The following is a 20,702-nucleotide window of genomic DNA, read 5'->3' as shown; positions in this document are numbered from 1 at the left end:
CAGAACCATCAGAACCAGAAACACCAGAACTAGTAGAACTGGAAACACCAGAACTAGTAGAACCAGAAACACCAGAACCATCAGAACCAGAAACACCAGAACTAGTAGAACCAGAAACACCAGAACTAGTAGAACCAGAAAAATTGAAAAAAGAACTACCAAAGGCAGGACAGAAAAAAACTATGGAACCATATGTAGGAATAGTTTTTATGATGATAAGTCTTATATTATTTTTTAGAAATCAAATAAAAATTCAAAATTAATAATTAATTATGTAAAGAAGGGGTGTTTCCACAAGTATCTATTTTATCACTTGAAGGAACCCCCTTTTAAAAATAAACCATTGGGTTTTTAATATACCTCTATATAAATGATTAGATTTTATTAAGAAAATTGATTTTTTGGTTAAGAAGCTAAATGAATTTTGATTTTATCTTAAGAGACACGTTATCCTCAAAAAATTGTTTCATCTTATAATAAGAAAGAAAAATAATGTATATTTCTTAGTACTTAGGAGTAGTTAGATGCTTTGGAAATAGAGGGGTTACAAGATCATTCAATGTTTTTGTTATACTTAATGATTTGTTCTTAGGATATATTTACGTAAATTAGTTTTGTATTGAATAGTGCTGAAATAAAAGTTTAGCCTTTTTAAATTTATGGCATGTCATAAGTATCCATCACTTATCAAAACATATATGTCTTGAACTATTCTCATTTAAAATCCCTATGTATTGCTTGCTCACTTTGTTAATGTAACTTGCTAATATCATTCGGGAAATTCATGAAAGAGAACGATAATTAGTCTAAAAATGCTTCAATTGCCCTGAAATCCCGCTCTTGAAGTATTGTTGATACGCAAATAAGGGGTATTTTTTCAATTGAAAGAGGTACTGTAGTAACAATGAAATCGATATCCATATATTGTATGATTCCTTTCAAATCTGCTCCATATACTTCATCTTCAATCTTTAATTTATTACCGAATTGTCTCATTAATGCACTTTTCATATATAATTTCCAACTCGATCCTTGGTCTGTAATCAATAATGCTCGTTTCTGCTCGAGATGTGTTTCTACCTGTTTAGCAATTATACGCATAGTCACTTTTGCGACTTCTTCTTCAGGTATATAGTTGAGGCCAAGTGTTTCTCCCCACTGATTAAATGCTCTCTCTACCAAACAGAATGTTGTATTGTATTTTTCTTTTATGTAAGTTGTTGTACACTTCTTAGGTTGTTTTAGGTTAGATTTAAGTATCAATTTATAAAAGAATCTCCTACAATAATTTATCATTCCATAAATAAATTCATCATCTCTTTTTAATTTTATACCGACTGCTTGCTCTAATAGTTGAATAAGATGAGCGATGGGTAAATAAGAACGTATTTTTCCTTCCCTATAATGCATAAGTTCTTCCTGCTTAGATTTTTCTTCGTTGTTAATTTTATATCTAGCCATTTTGAGTGCAATTATGAAGAGGACTTTCTCTTCAATTGTTTGAAGTATCCCATCTTTATTTGGTGCTTTTCCACTTGTTTCAAATGCTTTTATATAATACAATGACGCAACATTACATTCAATAATCTTTTTATTTAAATTTAATTTATACCCTTGTTTTCTACGTTTCAAAAAAATTGCTATGAAAAAGATTAATTTACGTCTATCACTAATGAAAAGTGTAATATCTAGCTTTTTTTCAATATAGGAAATGTAACTATCAAATACATCTTTGTTATATTCCGTAAATGGCCACTCTTCCCCTACAAATGCTTCTAGATACAGGTCAGAAAACATGAATAATATGTGTACTTCTTCTCCTACAATTCTTAAGGGTCTTTTCGCAAGGAATAAGCCAAATTTTTCTACGCGTGCTGCCACTTTGTTTAATACTTTATTCATTGAAGAAAGTGGTATATATAGTTTGGCAGCAAGAGATGCAATGGTATTGGAATCGTGTTCTAATAATTGTTGAAATGTAAGAAATGTGAGAGAGCGTTTGAAAAAATTAGAAATAATTTTAGTAATGGATTCATCAGGTGCTAAAAAGAGACGGATACCTTGTCCCTTAATTGAACGTATTGTAGATTTTGGCAAAAGTGAATCATTAATAATAGATATATCTTTTCGAATAGTTTTACTTGAATAGCCTAGCTTATGCTCTAGTTCTAATATAGTAAACCATCTGTTCTCTTCACACAATATTTTGAGTATATCAATTTGACGTGTTATATCTCTTTCCATTTTGTACCTCCATAAATTCACAAATAGTAATGTGATTCATCATAATATCGTGAGTTTCATAAATTATTAATTCTATCTGTTAGTAATTATTGAGATTTTATTTAGTTATCTATACTAAGTTGCCATACTTATTGGGGACAATAAAATTCATAATTATTGACAAATAACATTAAACCATGAAATGCGAATATAAACAAGGATTTTAAATATGAATTTAATTTTTTGTTTTCACTATGGTTATAGTGGACAAGTGATATTATTTTATTTAGAATGTCAGAATTTAATTAAAAAGTATCAATTTTGTAAATAAAATGATGGGGCAGGGATACAATGATAAAAAAATGTGTTGTAATAGGAGCATTTGTGATAGTACTTTAGTGATTAAGAAAGATCTGGATATAAAAAATTGAATGTTGGTTAAATCTCCACCTCAGGTCATTATCCTAAAGTACTATGACTTTGCAAGTTTCCAATACTTAACTAAGGCTACTTACGCTTTAGGACCATAAAATAGTTTGGAGTTATTAAATCTAATGACGTCTTAATACGTATTATATTTAATTTTGACATTTAACATTAAGTTGCTTTTTCTCTAAAAAATAATTTAACCTTATATTTTATCCCCTTTACAAAGGGTTATTTTATGCTTTTATTTTTATGGAATTTTTATGTGTTTCAATTTATTCAGAGAGGGAAATTGAAATCATACTAAAAAAGTCAAGCATAAAAACATCCGTTTTGTTAGGAGATTTTTATGCTTTTTGTAAAATTTTTTTCAGTATAAAATAAGTTTGTTAGTTTCTCATAAGAAAATACAAGATCTGTTTGGGATATTTTAATAAATACACTTAGTAATTATGATTTTAAATGAAAGGGATATTAATTTTTATAAATGTTACTAATATCAGTGTTAGTTTCCATATCGATGAAGATACAAAGACAGGCTTGGAACATTTCTTATCAATAAGAGAAAGGAGAAGATGAATTGATTTTTAAAAAATTATTCGGAAATAAAAAACACAATCGCAATCGTTATCAATTAATTGCTCACCAAAAACCGAAATCACCGATTTTTGAACAATATCGTAACATTCGTACAAATATTGAATTTATAGCAGTCGAGAAAAATATTCAGTCATTGTTGATAACGTCCGCAAATCCAAGTGAGGGAAAAACGACGACGGCAGCAAACCTGGCAGTTGTTTTTTCACAACAAGGAAAAAAGGTATTATTAATTGATGCTGATATGAGAAAGCCAACTGTACATATAATGTTTCAAATAGATAATATTTTTGGGTTAACAAATGTGCTAATTCAAAATGAACAGTTGGAAAAATGTATCCAAAAAACAGTAGTTGAGAATTTACATTGTTTATCATGTGGTCCGATTCCACCAAATCCGGTCGATCTATTAGGTTCGAAGGCAATGTGCAAATTACTCGATAGAACGTATAGTATCTATGATTTAGTAATTCTCGATTTACCACCAATATTAGCGGTCACAGATGCACGAATTATGGCAAATCAATGTGACGCTTCTCTTTTCGTTATCCGTAGTGGGGTGACCAAAAGAGAAGATGTAGTAAAAGGTGCAGGATTATTAAAAAAAGCAAATGGGAAATTTTTAGGTGTCGTTTTAAATGATTGTGTATCAGAAAGTTGGAATCATTACTATAAAGCTAATGAATGATAAAAGGAGATCTTTGAAAATATATATAATCATTTGAATATTCCGTATCAATCCGGTTTCATAAAAAGATATTTATATAGTTTATAAAAAATATTGAAGATTTTAGGAGTAAATAAAGTTTCATTAACTTTATTTACTTTTAAAAGGGGTCATCTAGGTATCGAACTAACTAAATGGACTATAGAAATAATAAACATAAAATTCTAATTATAAATTTGAACATGTACGTAAAAATATAAGCAATATAATGACAAAGAGTAAAGAAAGAGGAATTACAATGACAATAGTTATAAATCATGAAAAAGTTCTTGAAGAAAATGCTGAGATTTTAAAAATAATGGGACATCCTAGGCGTTTAAAGATACTTTACGCACTCTATAAATATAAAATGTTAAATGGAACACAAATAAATAAAATCTTAAATCTTCCACAATCGACTGTGTCTCAGCATTTATGTAAAATGAAAGGGAAAATTTTAAAAGGAGATCGAAAAGGCCTAGAAATTTACTACAGTATTAATAATTCAAATGTTGAAAAAATTATTTCGTTATTAATTCCTATGGAATAGATTCTATATTATTACAATATATTTTATTTTAACGTATAGGAGTAAAATGGTGTAATAGTTCTAAAAGAATGTATTTTTATCTTTTTAAGATACTTTAGATGGGTGTTTGAATTAAAATAGTAACTTAAAAAGCATTTAACATCTGTTTATTATTATACATTAATACCATTATAATAATTATGTAATTTTGCATAATTATTATAAATCCACCGAGGGAGTTACAAAACTCATAAATGTTCAAAATCGAATGCATAAAAAATTCGTTTGCTTGGAAGAATGTTAGTATCTTAAACTGTATTCAAATATGATGGATTTACTAGTACGATAACCAATTATAATCATAGTCAATTTATTTTTCCTGTTTACTATAAGTATGATCAATTTATAGTAGACAGGAAAAATGGTTTCTATGGAGAGGGGACTATGGGGAAAATTATAGTCACTTACGATGTAGAACATAAGAAAAAGCTGTAGATTAATTGGGCATGCATCACAGCAGTTGTAAGGGGCTGGGCGAATTACTTTGAAGTTGATAAAGGTATCAAAGGATTAAAAGAAAAACGTGGGAAAGCAAAAGGGCCAGGTCTAGGTAGATAACGAATGAAATCCAAAGGTCCAAGGGTTAAGATTAGATTATGAGAAACGGAAAATGAGATTTATTATCTTTCCATTGTATAGTATGCAATCGAGATCCCATATAGACAAATTTTCATGTTTAGAATATTTAATCCTAAACATAAAAACGCCCAAAATATTGAAATGAAACCCAAAAGCAGGATATGCTGGTATTAATGCTTGTTTCTTTAGCATATGCTTAAAATTTCTTCACAGTATAAATACTTCCTTGGTTTGAGTGAAGATAAATACAATGTACGTTCTTCAAAGAATAAATAAGTAATACCCGTTAACGCCTTTTTATTTTGGGTTGAAGATTGAAATTGACGTTCTAATTGATAAAGGGCTACGACTGGTTCAGCACCATTAATATATTTCTTTTTCTTACGACATACTTTCGAGAGTATATAATATGGTTTCATGCTCTGTAATCCTTTTTTATGATTCACAAACAGTACATTTTTGAAGAGGAGAGGTTACTCTTTGTACCTATATCGTAAATTTATGCCTCAGGCAGATCTTCTTTATTTTCTCTTCTATCTCGTATTTAGGGTATTCTATTATCTGTATTTAATGATAAAATGTGAAATGATTTAATTCTGATACTTTAAATAGTTCTTGTACGGTTAATTTTGTTTTTAAATATTTATTTTCTAATCAAAGCTGCCACAATTTACTTAGCTCTTTTGGCCCTTTTCTATAAGAATATTATTTTCCTACAGGTTGTAAAAAACAATAGGGTTGACCTGTACAATACCGTTTCATCCATGTATTAATTTGGAAAATATCTTTAATTCTGTGTGACTCCATAATGGTACGATTTGAATAACCATTTTATCATCTCAATTACTTTTCATTTTATTTCTTCTGACTAGTGGAATTTTGTCTTCAAACGAAAAACACCCATTAAAATTGCATACTTAGTATACGAGTTTAATGGAGGTGTTTTTCATGTACCACTATTCGGATTTACTTCATAGATAAACGGATTTTTTTCTGTATATCTATGAAGAATCATACCATTATGAAAGAATTCTTTTTGTTTTCCTAATAGGTATTCTATCACACACAAAATTTGGCTTTTTTTGTAGCATTAAAATAAATTTTGATTAAATCAATTGATTATCCATTTATGAATGAACCATAAAAAATACACATTTTAGAATTATTTTTTTAATGAAGAAATAATACTGCTCACTAATTCCTCTGTTATCCATTCATTATTTATATCAATTGTTTCATTTTTGTCTATAGGGTCAATGAATTTTTTGAACTTTGGAAATAAAACAATGGAAGTAATCCAATGTATAGTATGATTTATGGAAATGAAATGAAAAATCCCCTTTTTCTTGCCTTCTATTAATATAGCTTTTAACTGTTCAAAATTACCTATAATATATGGTTTAATATTTTCTAATCGATCACTTTCCTTAATCATCTCCTCGTACACTAATATCCCAATTTCAGGATTTTGTTTTATATGTGTAATAAACACAGTTAAATATTGTCTAAGAGCTTTTATGGGATTAGATTGATTTTCCTCAAGAAAGTTGGGTAACTCATTAGCAAGACCATATTTCTTAAATACCTCATAATAAAGATTTTCTTTTCCATTAAAATAGTAAGAAGCCATGGCAACATTAACTTTTGCTTCTTTTGCAATTTTTTGTATGCTTGTACCTTCATAGCCGTGTTCTCCAAATTTTTTTTTTGCAGCCAGTAAAATATTTTCGATTGCCTGATCCCTTGGCTTTCCCATTCTACACACCTCAAATAATAAATAGTTAGTTTTAATTTCAATAAACAACTTGAATAGGGCACTGTTTTTATAAATTTTAATTATATATTTAAAATATGAATTTAACAACTGATAAAAACTTGATTACTAACAATAGACTGGGCAGGTATTTACAAACGTTAGTAACACCGGGAAATGGCACATTCTTTGTTATAAAATTACCAATATAGCCAATGTTTGTGTTGTATTCTTTCAGAGATTAATTGTGAAAAGTATTTCATAAAAATTAATTTTCAAAACTTTTTTCGGTTAAAATAACATAAATTATAGAGTGGCAGTTATGAAACGAGATGTTAGGGCATCTCATATTTTTATTTTATTAAACTCAGCTAAGCACTATATTATGTTATAACCGTGCTCACTTTTTGGGTTTTTAATAATAAAATTTATAAACTTTTCACTGGACATTTATCATGACAATTGGATGTGTTAAATGTATATATAAATTTGCCTTTTTAAATAAAATTAATGGACAAAATAGATATATATCCTCTGTTTAGAGTGGGTTTAAAATAGGTTGTATATAGAATAATTACTTTATCTATAGTAATCAAAAGTTTAAGTAATTAATAGAAGTAACTAAAAGTATATAAATACAATGATATGAAAGAAAGGAAGAGGATAATATGAAACGATTTATAGGGAAAGCAACCATTCCTACCGTTGCTCTAGCAGCAGTAATAGGATTTTCACCAATCCAAACAGCTAATGCACTAGAATATACTACAAGTACATCGCTTAATATAGATTTAGACGGGATAAATATTGAAGAAGGAAATATAGCAGTAGAAGGATCAGGTTTAGTTCCAGAACATGTGGAAAAGTTTAAAAATGTAGCTAAAGAACGAAATGTTTTTATTTTTGTAAGACCAGTTAACAAATTAGCGACCAGTTTAATTAAAGAGGGAGCAGCCACAAAAGGAATGAATGTTCATGGAAAAAGTTCGGATTGGGGACCCGCTGCAGGTTATATTCCGTTTGACCAAAATTTGTCTAAAAAACATGAAAATAAAGTTGCTGTTGAAAAAGGTAATGCTGACAATAGAGAATCTTTACAAGAACATAAGAATGAAATAAGTAAGGTGAAGTTAAAATTAGATGATAATCGCATTGCTGACTTGGAAAAAGCAGGCTTAATAAGCATTAGAGAAAAAATTTCTGATAATGGAAAAGATTACAATATCATAAAGACAGAAAATTGGATATATGATTTTAGGATAGATAGATTAAGTCATGAAGTACAATATAAAACCAAAAACGGAAAACATACAATTTTAGGAGAAAAGTTTGGGTGGAAAGATTTAGAGGTGATGGCTAAGATAGTTAATGGAATTAATAAGCCTTTAACAGCAGATTACGATCTTTTTGCATTATCACCTACATTAACAGAAATTAAAAAGTATATACCTACTCAAGAATGGGAACAAGCTGTAATTGATAAGAAACCACTAGATAAGCTAAAAAATATCACTAATTTATTAATTAAGTATGGATTAAAAAGGGAGTCTTTCGACGGGATGGGGCAAATGCCTAATTGGCAAGTAGATCTCATTGATGCTTTAAATAAAGCTGCTAGAGATTCAGGTTATGAGGGTGGAACCGTAGTTAATCATGCTACTGAACAAGATAATGAGAGATTCCCTGAACAGGATAATGAAATTTTCATTATTACACCTAATGGAAAATTAATCCTTACAAAAAGTTGGAAAGACACAAGGAAATTTATAGAAAATAACATTGTTAGAAATGGATATTTTTTCTATTTTAATAGAATTTATAATAAAATCGCTCCAGGAAATCAAAAACAAATAGAATGGACTGATCCAACCAGAAAGTAATAACTAATACAAATAAATTGGGATAATATAGGGTTTACAGTAGCGGGTACACCTCATAATATAATTAGGGAAGTCGAATTAAGAATAAATACCTATATTTAGTTGTATGTCAAAAGAATGAAATTTTAATTCAGGCTTTGTTTTTTGACATACAACTATCTGTACTCGATAAAATAAAGAAAGTATAGGTTATTATTAGCATCTAATTCTAAAGAAAAAGGAATAAGCCGATAGGATAAAGTATTCGTTAATAATAGAGGATATATTTAATGTTTTCTTTAAGGGACCAGACATGGTTAATGAGGAAATTTAAGATAAGTAAGGCTAAGAGTTACATAATGCTCGTTTAGAATTGAATTACTCACCACTTAACATCCTTAGGGACTTTTTGAAGTGGGAGATTCCTGCGAACACCGATGTATCCACCGGTTCTCTTAGCAAGCTCTGCTCGTAGTCCCTACGTTGAAAAGATAAGTATCTTGTACGTTGACTCACCACGCTTCCTACTTTAGCTTGGTTTTCGCAACTTCAGCAAACGTGGGTCGAAAGAACGTTGAAGATTTTACGGTTGCAACGTTTTTCTGCAACCAACCTCATATCTTCAGTTTTCAAAGAGCAATCTGTACAAGTATATGGTAGCAAACATGTTGGCTTATGCCAACTGGCATTCATCTCCCACCTAAAATTGGTGTGTTCACACCTTCACACTTTTGAGGAAGGAGTCTTCTGTCGGAAAACGATAAATTCGTCCCCAATGTTTTTTATTTTTGGATTTATATACCTAATTTCAAGGTTGCCATACTAATTTATGGTATTATATCTGTTGAAATAGATGAGGGATTTAAATAGTAATTTATTAAGTATGTTCCAAGTTGATTCAAATGGAATAAGAAGTGATAGGAGTAAAACCTAATGATTCTTGAAATTTTTATATATATAGCTTTATAAATATATTTCAAAAAATAATTGCACAAAGTGTTGATTTTGTGCAATTATTAGTATTTTTTATTCAAATTGTCTTCTTTCCAAGCGATCAACAGCCTCACGTTTCTTCTCATTATTAATATTTGTATAGATACTAGTAACTTCTACAGAAGTGTGACCAAGTTGATCTCGAAGCAATACAAGATCCTTGTTTTCTTTATAATGGTTTGTTGCATATGTGTGTCGTAGTTTATGAGGGCTACGTTTCTCATCAAATGCACTTGAATATTTGTCACATAACTTCTGTATAGCTCTAACAGTTAACTGTGTATATTTCCCTTTATAATTTGTTACGAAGAGTAAGTCTTCATCTTGAGGGCAGTTATATTTACTAGGACGAACCTTAATGTATTCTTGAACATCATCTAAGCATGAGCGGGTGGCTAATATGGAAGATCTTTTATTACCTTTACGAGTCACTTTAACGGTTCCCTGACGGAAATTTATACTAGAGATAGTAAGACTAGCTACCTCAGAAACTCGAAGTCCAGTACCTAAAATAAGGCTTATAATAGCTATGTCTCTTTCTCTATCACGTTGGAAAAAACTATACTTTTTTGGTGATATATCTTTCAACATTTCACCATAATCATTTGCTAGAAATTGAAGAAAAGCTACATCATCTTTTTCATTAAATATCATGTTTGCAACGTCATCTGCTCTTGCTGCTGCATCTACTTTCTCCTTATGCAGTTCAATTTTCTCCATAACATTACGTGAGATGTAATTTTCTCCTTTTTCATTTTCTGTATTCCGAGCTAAATACTTAAATAGTGATTTTAAAGCAGAGAAAGTTCTGTTTATGGCTCTTGTCTCAATACTTTCTCCCTGGAGATATCTTTGAAAAGTTCTAGCTTCATTTAATGGTAAATTTTCTAGTGCTGTAATTGGTACATCACATATATTAGTGACCACCTTACCGTTTTCAACGGCTAATCGATTACTTATAAGCCATTTTAGAAACTTTTCAAATTCAGTAATGTAAGCATACAATGTAGCAGGGGAGAGGGCTGTTTTCATTTCTGCATACTCTATGATATACCAGGGCATTTTACTTTTATGTTTATCTATTAGTATTTTAAACTTTTCTTTTTCTTGGTTACTCATGTTGTACACCTCAAATCAAATAATGTAAATTAATTTTTAAACCAATACTTAAACCGATATTTAAACTAACCATTCGAATTTTTGAGCTAGAATACGATTTTAATATATAGCTTGATTATATATGGATACCATACTAGTTTTTGAAAAAGAAGAGAGGTATCAATATATGATTGATACCTCTACTATACTCAATTCTATGAAATCCATCAAACTGTTCGTTAAATACATTTTTAACGAATAGTTTAAATTCAATTAATAGATTAATGAAAACTTAATCTAACTTATCATCAATCTTAACGCCATTATCATGAATTAGCTTTAGAAGGGCATATCGAATTATTCTTTCTAAACCTGTAAAAGTAAGAGTGTTATTTAAAGCTTTCTCAGCATTTTTAGTAGGGTGGTTAATCTCACCTATAACAACTTCATTTTGTAAACTTTTAATAGGTTTTATACGTTCTCCAAATTCAAGTCCGGTATGTACATATAAACTTCTTAAGTCATATGAAAACTTTATATTTTGTTCTACTGTATCTTTAGTTATTTTTCCTTTATCTTGAATTACTTCGGTATTTTCATAAAAATTATCATTTAATAGTTCTATTAATGAATAGTAGAATTTTCTTTTCACTTGAAAAAGTCTATTCTTTAAATCTCGTACTATTCGATCTCCTTTTTCTAAGGTAAGAATCCTTTCGAAATTTGCAAGTAAATTAGCATCGTAAAGTTGATCTTCAGTGTATTGTTCTTCATTAAAATTAGAAATAATTTCTCCACATGTAATTAAGTCTAAAAAGGCAAGTTCCGGCTCTGTTGGATAAATGCTTAAAGCCCTATTATAGAACTTGCCGGCAGCCATAATCATTTGACGAAAACCATCTGATAATTCATTTTCTAAAAGCATTGGCTCAATTAATTTAAAACAACTTAAATCTAATGGAATTAATAAATCTTTTCTTGGTTGATAGTTGTATTGAGGTTGATAAAAGTATTCGTTTGGTGCTAATGCAATATTTGGTGTTCTATGAATACCATAAGATTCTAACATTCCATGATTTTTAAATTCTTTTCCATATAATAATGATAAAATTGTACAAAAGAAATCACCATATACAGATAGGTCTTTTCTAATCATAGAACCATCATGAGCATAACGGAAAGTTACTACAAGAAAAGTTCTAGAATTAGGATTCTCTACGGTATCAAATAATAAATTTTTGCTTGAAAAAGATAAATCTATAGCAGTATCCTCAGACATGTAGCTTCCTACAAATCTTGCTGGGGTAGAAATCATAACTTTATGTATCTCTTGATTAGGCTTAAGCATAAAAACCTCCAGATTTCTTATTTATTCTATATTAATATTATAACATCTTTTTATTTATTTAAGTGTTCGTTAAATGTGAATTTAACGAACACTTGGATGATGAAGACGTTCCCCCCCTCCTATTGTTGTTTGTACAAGGACATGAAAATGGATACTTTTTAGACAAGAAAGTGGATACTTCTGTTTTTATTATTGTTTTTGGACAAGAAAACAAGTATTAAACGAATCTTCTTTATTGGTAATTAGATATTTTACGTTATTAATTAGTATCCAGTTTCATTTCCTTCTGCATAAAAACATGTTTTACGATAAAGAAAAAGAATCCATTTTGAAAAAAGATGAACAGCTCCCTGTCAAGTAGACAGTGGAAATAATAAAAAACACTTTAAGCGGCTTGAACCCTGTATTCTAATGGGCTTAAGCCGTTTAATTTTTCTTGGTAACGTTCATTATTGTAAAACTGGATATAATTATCTATCGCTTGTTGTAACGCTTCAAATGTCTCATACTTATGTAGGTAATACTTTTCACACTTCAACGTCCCCCAAAACGATTCCATTGGTCCATTATCTATACATTTTCCTACACGTGACATGCTATGAATCATTTTTGCCTTTTCTATCTTTCTCTTAAACCCATGTGACGTATATTGATACCCTCGATCACTATGAATCAATGGATGTTCATTCTCTTTTAATATAGTGATAGCTTGATCCAATGTTTGAAATACCAATTTATTATTGTTTGAATGTCCCAATACATAACTAATAATAGACCCATCATAAAGATCTAAAATGGCGCTTAAATACGTTTTCCTTCCGTTTCCTAATTTGAACTCCGTGACATCTGTTACCCATTTTTCATTGGGTTTGCTTGCAGTAAATTCACGATTTAGTCGGTTTTCAGCGACATATTGCGCAGTTGAGGGAACATAGCGCTTTCTTTTCCGACGAATCACGGACTGTAATCCAGCAATGTGCATTAAGCGATAAATGCGTTTGTGATTAAACTTTTTATGATACATTCTATTAATATTTAATTTCATTCTTCGGTACCCATAAATGCCTTCTACTCGTGCATAAATAGCTTGAATATCCAGAAGAATTGCTTCATTCTCTAATTCTCTAGCTGTTGGCGTACGCTGTAGCCATTTATAATAAGCAGCACGAGATACACCGGCAATTTCACATAAAAGGATTACTGCCAAATTTTCATTCGCATGTAAATCTTGAATCGCTCTATATTTATTTTGTAGACGAACGCTTGTTAACGACGCCTCCTTTCGAGTTCTTCTAACTTTTTTTAAAAAGCATTTTCTGCACGTAATCGTTCATTTTCTCGTTCTAAACGTTTCATTTCCAGTTTAAACTTTTCTTCAGCTGTTAATTCATATTCTTCTTTCTTTCGACCGCGTTTATCTTGTAGTGCTTCTTCACCATTCACTTCATACCTCTTTTTCCAATCTCTAATCGTCCCAGGATCAACAGAAAACTTTGCCGTAATGTCAGCTATTGAATGATGACCATCTTTATAAAGAGCTAAAATCGCCAATTTTTCAGCTTTAGAATATTTCATTCTAGCCATAAAAAATACTCCCCTTAGATAACAGATTTTTATTTTTTATCTGTCTACCTAATAGGGAGCATATCAAGATTAATCAAAATAGATTCTCGTGTTAGTCATATAAAATTATTTTTTATACAAGGGTTTAATCTAAGACTCCCAAAAAACGTCTTAAATCAATATTTCATTAAATTTAACGAAGGTTTTTAATTTAAACTTCATTTTAAAGCTATAACTATATTTGTGGCCACCCTTATAGTACTATTCTATTGTAATGCTCCAATCTCCATCTGCTTTTACTCCAAAACTATACATCCCTGAATCTTTGAAAACGTGAGAAGAAGAACCTTCATAAGAACCAATTTTATTCACTAATAAATTCTGATCATTCACTTTAATAATAAAGTTTCTTGAACCTGTATGCTTTAACTTAACAATATGATTTCCGCTTGGGATATTAATGAATACTACATCATCACCATGCCCGTTAATTGTCCCTGGAACCGATTCTGATACAAGTGGTGTTTCTTGCGTTATTGCTACATTCCAATCGCCACTCGATTTCACTTCTAAATAATATTCTCCACTAGCCGGAATTGTAGTTGATACTTTTCCTTTATAGCTACCAATTGTATTTACTAACAATCCAGCGTCATTGCCACTAGCATTTTTTAAATGTACAATAAAGTTTCTTGAACCTGTATTATTAAAATCAAAAAATGCCAAACCTGACTTTAGATTGACTTTATTTGTGACAGAATCCCCAGATCCTTCTAATTTTTGTTTATTATTTTCGTATGCTTCTTTTAGTTTTTTATCAGCTTCTTCTTTAGCAATTCTTTTTTCTTCGTTCATTCTATTTTCTTCTTCTTTAATGAAATTTCCTAAAGAAGCTTCGTCAGTTAATGTTTCTATTTTAGTAACTTCTTTTGCATTTAATACCACTACTACAATTTGCCCATCTTTAGTATCAAATGAGTATAATCCGGCTGGATTGTAATTGTTATAGTTTCGAACTTTTATCTTACTGTCTTCTTTTTTTTCTTCAAATTCCTTTATACTCATCCCGATAGTAAACATTGATTTAATTTCTTCCGTACTATACTGTTTGTGAGTAGGTTCTCTAGATTCTTCTTTTGTATCTACTTTCCCCACATCTACAGCAGGTTTCTTTTGACTTGTAACATTTCCATCGCTACTTTCAACACTTGTACTATATGGAATTACATTGTCTAGTATGGTATACGTGGTAAATGCAATAAGAACCACAATGAAAGTTTTTAATTTTCCCGACTGTTTTTTTACAAATTGTATAATTAGTTTTACTGTAGCGCATGCTCCAATAATAAACGTTATTGCGGCAAATCCACCTCTTACTCCAACAGAAAATCCAGATACAATTAAAGCAAGACCGAATGGTATAGCAGCAATTTTAAGCCATATGATAGCTGGTTTTTTTCTTATTTTCTGTATTAGTGAGTATACTAATAAACCGATTGAAGCAAATACTAAAATTGTTATTAAAATGTCCATACTATTAAATTCTCTCCCTACAATAATTAACTTAGTAAATATTAATACTCCAGTTATTATAATAACCTTATATACTGTAATAAGGAAGTGGTGATATTTTTTTATGAAATACAAATAGGAATTCTATTTAGATAACTATATTTTTAACAATAAAAGAAATAACTGTACAAGAACATGAAAATTGATACTTTTTAGACAAGAAAGTAGATCCTTCATGATTGTCTTTTGTTACTTATGTAGAATTAAATTTTAGTTGAACTTCACATTTAATTAGGTTTTTCTGAGAAATAAAAAAGAGAGCATGGCTCTCTTTTTATACTATTTACTATTTAGTAATCCATTTTAGAATTCATTGATACTTTCGGATCAACTTCCTTTTCTTTCGGGATTCCGCAAGCTCCTACTCCTATTGATAAGGCTAGGGTAAAAGCGATAGTTTTCTTGTTGAGTTTCATTGTGATTTTCTCCTTAGATAGTCAATTTTTAAAGGTAATAATACCATTATATTATGAATAAGCAATAAAGATAAATACATATCGTGCCTTCTGGAACCACACCTGCAGGTACATAATACATAACTATTACTACATTTCCGCTCATGAATATGCTGTACTCTTCAAGCAAAGATAAAAGCCCTCCTAATTAAAGAAGGGCTTTTATCTTTCATATAAGTGAATCCGATTTTATGATTTTAAAAATGAACGTCGTCTGTTATACCCCTATAACGCTGACATTATTATTATACTAATGTATATAATGGAAATCAATATTATAGTAATTAGTAGATTCCCCCTGCTGCCCTTCTTTTTAATAACAACAATATCATTAAAACTATATCTAAATATATATAGTTTTAATGTTTTAATTATTATATACTTATACAAGTGATTTAGCTCTTTCTAAAAGTTGAAATTATGTTATATATAAGGAGTGGTTTGAATGAAAAACAAATTTATGCGTATGATCATGTTAATGGCGGTAATGACATTATCAATTTCAGCACTTGCAGCATGTGGAGATAATCGTGATCCTGAAGAAGTTGCTACAGCTTATTTTGAAGATGCAAAAGATGGAAATGCAAAAGACTTTGGAGAGTTATTTACTCCAGAAGCAAAAAAAATAGTTGGTTTTATTGGCGGAAATGCAGAATTAATGAAATCAATTAATGAAGATCTTAAAAGCTATAAGATTAGAAAAGTTGAAGAGAAAAACGAAATTGCTACAGTAACTGTTGATGCTGTGTATAAAAAAGATTCTAAAAACGATTATAAAAAAGTAATCGTAATTGAATTAGAGAAAACTGACGAAGGTTGGAAAATTAGTAAATCATAAAAAAACGGTCTAGAATTCTAGGCCGTTTTTTTAGTACTCTCAATCTTCTTCACCTTCGAAATCACGTAGACTAGCAAGCAATTCTGTAAATGTTGAGCAAACAGGATATATTGCTTCCTCTATGTTTTCCTCCTCATGCTCCCAAAATACTACTGTTGGTGATTCAGGATTGCTACGGTAATCAAAACACAGATGATTCCCAAATGAATCCTTACCAAAGGGATATACTTTATTTGCTAATCTATCTTTTATATCATCATAAACTTGAATAATTGAATTTCTACTTTCTAAATCAAAAGTTAAAAGCTTACTAAATACATTCTCATCCTGTCCGGGTACATCAAATATTTTTGGTCTTGGATAACCACTATCATATTTTTTTACACATTCTACAAAATCCATAGGGAGCTTAATATTGAAATATTGTTCTACTTTCTGAATGTTTTCATCTGTAATTTCTTTTTTATTTACTCCAATCCAAGTAACGTTGCTCATATATACTCCTCCTTACTTATCGCTGTCTTTTCCCCAAATTTTATATCCACCAGTGTGACCGGTTTTCCTATGTGTTTCATAGTCAACAAGTTGCATTCGTCCTGCTTCTTGATGATGATGCCATGTATAATTTTCTGGTACCTCGCCTAGCTTAAATAACTCTATTTCTTCTTCTGTGAATTTTGCAGCTAACTTAGGGTCCTTCATTATTTGTTCGTATAATGCTTTACTACATATTCTATCATGTGTTGGTCTAGATTTTTTAAAATCAGCTTCTTTTAATTTAACTTCAGAAACAGCTTTAAAAATAGGAAAACCATCTAAATCATATCGAATGCCTGTAACAGGATGTTTGTCCCCCGCTAACTCACCCATTCTTAACCTTATTGTTTTTGGGCCATTTGGACCTTCATAAGTATATGGAGCTGCTTTCCGCAAATACTTTTGAATACTTCCGACTCCCGCATATGAAAGATGATTTCCAGCTTTGAATTCATAGTTGTTTAATATATGTAATGCATTTCTGTATGCCGGAGAATTAATTACAAGTGATTTTCCTTTAGTAAAACCTGTAATAGCAGCTACCTTTCCAACTTGTCCTGCTTTACTAAGACCCTTATCACCCAGAAACCCAAGTCCTAACGTTGCTATACCATAAGCTACATAATGCTCTCTACTTTCCATATCTCCATGCCAAAGATTGTTTACAAATGAATCTGAAAGAGCATTCAATGCAGCAGGAATAGTTTCCTCATAGTTTACAATCGCATCTCGCATATTCAGCCAGGTTTCCTTATCACCTAAGGATATTAGTCCCTCCCAAGCATCCACTGCACCATCTACAAAACCAGTAGAAATACCAGTCCATGCAGCATTTAAATCCTTTTTATTGAAAAATGAATCTTCTGATTTTGGAGGGAGTTTTCCACACATGGCACCTTCTTGAATATCAGAATCAACTAAATTTCCGCCATACAATTCATCTGCTTCTCGGAATTTAACAGCTGCACGTTCTAATTCTACTGCAATTTTATCTAATTCTTGCAAAATGTTAAACATCATTGGCTTTGCTTCATTAAACATCTGATAGAAACGATCACTGCTTGCTCCGCTCCACTGAGAAGCTATATATTCAGTTTGAGAGTATAAATCACTATGTATATATTCTAATGATGATCTCGTATTTCTTACGGTTTTAGCAGCTTGTTCTAATTGTTCCGGTGTTACCTTAATTTGTGTGCTCATTCCATCCCTTCTTTGCATATATATTATGAAAATTATAACATATCATTATTTCATTAATGGTTATCATTTGAAAATATCCGTTCCTAAAACAAGATTAGTTGATTCTTATAGCGAGCAATTTGCACAAAGATATCGATAAATTGATTGCAGTAAAATATATAAAAGACTATCTATCAAGTGGGTTTGAAAAAAGATGAACCGTTTATAAAAAAGTTGCACCTTTTTGCACCTTTGGATATGCTTTATCTGAAGGGGGTTCCTATGGTAAAAGTAATATAAGGTTATACGAACGGGCCATTTTGTTGAACTATTAAGAGGAAACAAGTAATTGCGTACGTCGTACAAAGGGGTGCTGGGGTGAATGTAATTGCGTGGTTAATCGTTGCATGTGAAATAGGGTTTTGGGTTGTTATCACTTTAGGTCTATTCACACGATATATCCTTAAAAGAAATAAATTAGGAATGTTTTTCCTAGCCTTGACACCTGTCATTGATTTAATTTTATTGGTTGCTACGGGGGTAGACTTGTATCGTGGTGCGACTGCTACCAAAGTGCATGCAATTGCTGCTGTGTATATTGGAATCTCTATCGCATACGGTAGAAGTATGATTGAATGGGCTGATATACGCTTTCAATATTATGTGATGAAACAAGGATCGAAACCAGTTAAAAGATTTGGCATCGATTATGCGAAACACTACTTTAAAAGTTGGGGCCAACATGTGCTTGCCTTTCTAATAGGTGCTGGCAGTTTACTCGTCCTAATCTATTTAATTAACGATTTTTCCCGGACAGAAGTGTTGGTTGGGTTTCTAAAATTATGGACACTTGTGTTAGGTATTGATTTTGTGATTGCCATAAGCAATTTTATTTGGCCAAAAAGGGCAAAGGGGTAACAATTTAAAATACAGCAAACGGGCGCAATTGTTTAAGATCATCGGTAGAAAATGATCAAACTTTATTCCAAACCAACATTAGTCCTCATATTCCCAAACGTTGACCAAAAAATAAAAATATGGTATGTTTACTGTAGATTAGATATATATTGAATGCATATTCAGTATATATAAAGTATAGTACTTAACTGAATTGCATAAACTAAAAAAGACGAGATGCTGTCAACATCCCGTCTCATAACTGCTACTGTCAAGGTGGCTGTTATTATGCATTATCTTTTTCTTTTAGACCCACGCTTGTACTTTGGTCGGTGAAGCGCGGGTTTTTTGTTGTCTTTTTTTTCGAATTGCTTTTTCAGTGCGTATGCTGAAACCTCACGCACAATTGCTCTTGCAATTTCTTTTAAAAGTTCAAACAAAAATTCCATGTTATATCACCCCCTTTCCTTCCAAATGGAAAGAAGGGATAATAACAAGCCCACCTTCACACGATATACAGTTATACTTCTATTTTACCATACTTCAACACTCTAAAATAGAAAATCTGTCCAATTTTAGTCTGTATATAATCTTTTAGTTGAGAAGTTTTATAAGATTTTAGTTTACCATAATCTAAATATGTATACTATATTTCTTGGATTTTTCATAATTGACCTTAGTTTCATATGCTATTTTTTGAGAATATAAATTTTAAATAAAACGCCCTTGTAATTATTCATTGCCATTTCCTCTATTTTCTAATTTATATATATTAACCCTTTTTTTGTAATTACAGTGATTTTTTGAGGAATGCACCCGAAAAACGACCCCTCAAAATCGTCTGTAATCGTTTTTCGATCATTAGATAATGCAATTACACTCGAAAGTTAAAAGGTTGCTTAAAAATAAAAATAGACCCCTTATAACGTTTTTTATTTTTTGGGGTCTATTTTCTCTGGAATTTCTATTCTTCTATGTCTTCTTTTACTTCTGCGGTTAAAATGTCTTCAGCAAACTTCTTGTAGCCATTATACCCTTTCATTTCAGCCTTTTTCTTTATTGCTTCCAATACCTTTTCATCAAGGTATAGACTTAAATGCTGCTTTTTTTCTTTCGACTCCTCTTTTGATCTATTTTCAATTCTTTCTTTGAAAATTTCCAAATCGGATTTTAAGTATAATCGTTCAGTAGATTTCCCTTTAGCAATCTCTTTAAAGGGCAATATCCCATCTTTTGCTGCATTATGAACGTATGTCTTAGATTTGTTTAGAAATTCAGCAGCTTCTTTTAATGTTAAACAATCTTTGTATAATTCCTCTAGCTTTTTTACATCCTCTTTTTCAAAGCAATATCCCCCATCTGCTTTCCAGGTATCTAGATTGATAGGTTCGATGTGTTTATACTTAATTAAATAACCTAATTGATTTTTTGTTAAACCTACCCGATCGCATACCTCTTCTAAAGATAAATAGCTCATATCTCACCTC

Annotated in this window: 18 protein-coding genes and 1 pseudogene; 6 read left to right on the top strand and 13 right to left on the bottom strand. The window is 30.6% G+C overall.

Annotated elements, in window-relative coordinates; translation table 11 throughout:
• Positions 1 to 263, top strand: a 263-nt coding sequence (locus ACTFRH_RS29525; RefSeq protein ID WP_440049339.1) for a hypothetical protein, incomplete at its 5' end; no start/stop codon positions are given.
• Between the two features lie 538 nt (positions 264 to 801).
• On the opposite strand, the gene ACTFRH_RS29520 is transcribed toward ACTFRH_RS29525, so the two are convergent.
• Entirely contained in the window at positions 802 to 2,244 is a 1,443-nt protein-coding gene (locus ACTFRH_RS29520) for a BglG family transcription antiterminator (RefSeq protein ID WP_216475816.1), read from the bottom strand.
• Positions 2,245 to 3,229: 985 nt separating this feature from the next.
• Between ACTFRH_RS29520 and ACTFRH_RS29515 the strand changes: the two genes are divergently transcribed.
• Entirely contained in the window at positions 3,230 to 3,934 is a 705-nt protein-coding gene (locus ACTFRH_RS29515) for a CpsD/CapB family tyrosine-protein kinase (RefSeq protein ID WP_253297828.1), read from the top strand.
• Between the two features lie 277 nt (positions 3,935 to 4,211).
• On the top strand, positions 4,212 to 4,502 hold the full coding sequence (locus ACTFRH_RS29510) for an ArsR/SmtB family transcription factor (RefSeq protein WP_216475817.1): 291 nt from the start codon (positions 4,212 to 4,214) through the stop codon (positions 4,500 to 4,502).
• Between the two features lie 851 nt (positions 4,503 to 5,353).
• Here the strand turns inward: ACTFRH_RS29510 and ACTFRH_RS29505 are convergent.
• Together ACTFRH_RS29505 and ACTFRH_RS29500 are read right to left on the bottom strand one after the other, a co-directional pair.
• A pseudogene (locus tag ACTFRH_RS29505) lies at positions 5,354 to 5,958 on the bottom strand (IS3-like element ISBt2 family transposase); the annotation flags it as partial.
• 324 nt (positions 5,959 to 6,282) lie between these two features.
• Positions 6,283 to 6,876, bottom strand: coding sequence for a TetR/AcrR family transcriptional regulator (locus ACTFRH_RS29500; RefSeq protein ID WP_216475821.1), 594 nt, complete (start codon positions 6,874 to 6,876; stop codon positions 6,283 to 6,285).
• Between the two features lie 665 nt (positions 6,877 to 7,541).
• Here ACTFRH_RS29500 and ACTFRH_RS29495 point away from each other — a divergent pair.
• Complete coding sequence (locus tag ACTFRH_RS29495) at positions 7,542 to 8,753, top strand: CyaA/EF/ExoY family adenylyl cyclase toxin (RefSeq protein ID WP_216475822.1); 1,212 nt, start codon at positions 7,542 to 7,544, stop codon at positions 8,751 to 8,753.
• A 1,005-nt stretch (positions 8,754 to 9,758) separates the two neighbouring features.
• Here the strand turns inward: ACTFRH_RS29495 and xerS are convergent.
• The 6 genes from xerS to ACTFRH_RS29465 all read right to left on the bottom strand — a co-directional run bounded on the left by xerS (position 9,759) and on the right by ACTFRH_RS29465 (position 15,722).
• The gene (gene xerS, locus ACTFRH_RS29490; protein WP_216475823.1) at positions 9,759 to 10,844 is read right to left on the bottom strand and encodes a tyrosine recombinase XerS; all 1,086 of its coding nucleotides are present in this window, start codon (positions 10,842 to 10,844) and stop codon (positions 9,759 to 9,761) included.
• 271 nt (positions 10,845 to 11,115) lie between these two features.
• A complete protein-coding gene (locus ACTFRH_RS29485; RefSeq protein WP_440048897.1) occupies positions 11,116 to 12,171 on the bottom strand; it encodes a hypothetical protein in 1,056 nt (351 codons plus the stop codon).
• 385 nt (positions 12,172 to 12,556) lie between these two features.
• Positions 12,557 to 13,498, bottom strand: a complete 942-nt coding sequence (locus ACTFRH_RS29480; protein ID WP_440048899.1) for an IS3 family transposase — start codon at positions 13,496 to 13,498, stop codon at positions 12,557 to 12,559.
• Complete coding sequence (locus tag ACTFRH_RS29475) at positions 13,474 to 13,755, bottom strand: helix-turn-helix domain-containing protein (RefSeq protein WP_440048896.1); 282 nt, start codon at positions 13,753 to 13,755, stop codon at positions 13,474 to 13,476. Before ACTFRH_RS29475 ends, ACTFRH_RS29480 begins: the two co-directional genes overlap by 25 nt.
• A 240-nt stretch (positions 13,756 to 13,995) precedes the next feature.
• The gene (locus tag ACTFRH_RS29470; RefSeq protein WP_440048895.1) at positions 13,996 to 15,267 is read right to left on the bottom strand and encodes a tripartite tricarboxylate transporter TctB family protein; all 1,272 of its coding nucleotides are present in this window, start codon (positions 15,265 to 15,267) and stop codon (positions 13,996 to 13,998) included.
• A gap of 329 nt (positions 15,268 to 15,596) precedes the next feature.
• Positions 15,597 to 15,722, bottom strand: a complete 126-nt coding sequence (locus ACTFRH_RS29465; protein ID WP_440048894.1) for a hypothetical protein — start codon at positions 15,720 to 15,722, stop codon at positions 15,597 to 15,599.
• A gap of 484 nt (positions 15,723 to 16,206) precedes the next feature.
• Here ACTFRH_RS29465 and ACTFRH_RS29460 point away from each other — a divergent pair, with 484 nt between their 5' ends.
• On the top strand, positions 16,207 to 16,599 hold the full coding sequence (locus ACTFRH_RS29460) for a lumazine-binding protein (RefSeq protein WP_416808894.1): 393 nt from the start codon (positions 16,207 to 16,209) through the stop codon (positions 16,597 to 16,599).
• Between the two features lie 39 nt (positions 16,600 to 16,638).
• Here ACTFRH_RS29460 and ACTFRH_RS29455 read toward each other — a convergent pair whose 3' ends face one another.
• Both ACTFRH_RS29455 and ACTFRH_RS29450 read right to left on the bottom strand, forming a co-directional pair.
• Positions 16,639 to 17,094 (bottom strand): SMI1/KNR4 family protein, encoded by a 456-nt coding sequence (locus tag ACTFRH_RS29455; protein WP_229172846.1) that lies wholly within the window; start codon positions 17,092 to 17,094, stop codon positions 16,639 to 16,641.
• A gap of 12 nt (positions 17,095 to 17,106) precedes the next feature.
• Positions 17,107 to 18,339 carry a WXG100 family type VII secretion target gene (locus tag ACTFRH_RS29450; RefSeq protein WP_416808895.1) on the bottom strand — a complete coding sequence of 411 codons (1,233 nt, stop codon included), beginning with the start codon at positions 18,337 to 18,339 and terminating at the stop codon, positions 17,107 to 17,109.
• A 357-nt stretch (positions 18,340 to 18,696) separates the two neighbouring features.
• Between ACTFRH_RS29450 and ACTFRH_RS29445 the strand changes: the two genes are divergently transcribed.
• Positions 18,697 to 19,236, top strand: coding sequence for a hypothetical protein (locus ACTFRH_RS29445; RefSeq protein WP_440048893.1), 540 nt, complete (start codon positions 18,697 to 18,699; stop codon positions 19,234 to 19,236).
• A 272-nt stretch (positions 19,237 to 19,508) separates the two neighbouring features.
• Here the strand turns inward: ACTFRH_RS29445 and ACTFRH_RS29440 are convergent, their stop codons facing one another.
• Together ACTFRH_RS29440 and ACTFRH_RS29435 are read right to left on the bottom strand one after the other, a co-directional pair.
• Complete coding sequence (locus ACTFRH_RS29440; RefSeq protein WP_175423383.1) at positions 19,509 to 19,664, bottom strand: hypothetical protein; 156 nt, start codon at positions 19,662 to 19,664, stop codon at positions 19,509 to 19,511.
• A 515-nt stretch (positions 19,665 to 20,179) separates the two neighbouring features.
• Positions 20,180 to 20,692, bottom strand: a complete 513-nt coding sequence (locus ACTFRH_RS29435; protein WP_440048892.1) for a helix-turn-helix domain-containing protein — start codon at positions 20,690 to 20,692, stop codon at positions 20,180 to 20,182.
• Positions 20,693 to 20,702: the final 10 nt, after the last annotated feature.

The sequence above is a fragment of the Bacillus cereus group sp. MYBK216-1 genome, assembly GCF_051916495.1.
Taxonomy (GTDB): Bacteria; Bacillota; Bacilli; order Bacillales; family Bacillaceae_G; genus Bacillus_A; species Bacillus_A thuringiensis_K.
The sequence above is the reverse complement of the archived record's forward strand: the minus strand, read 5'-3'. Positions and strand labels throughout refer to the sequence as shown.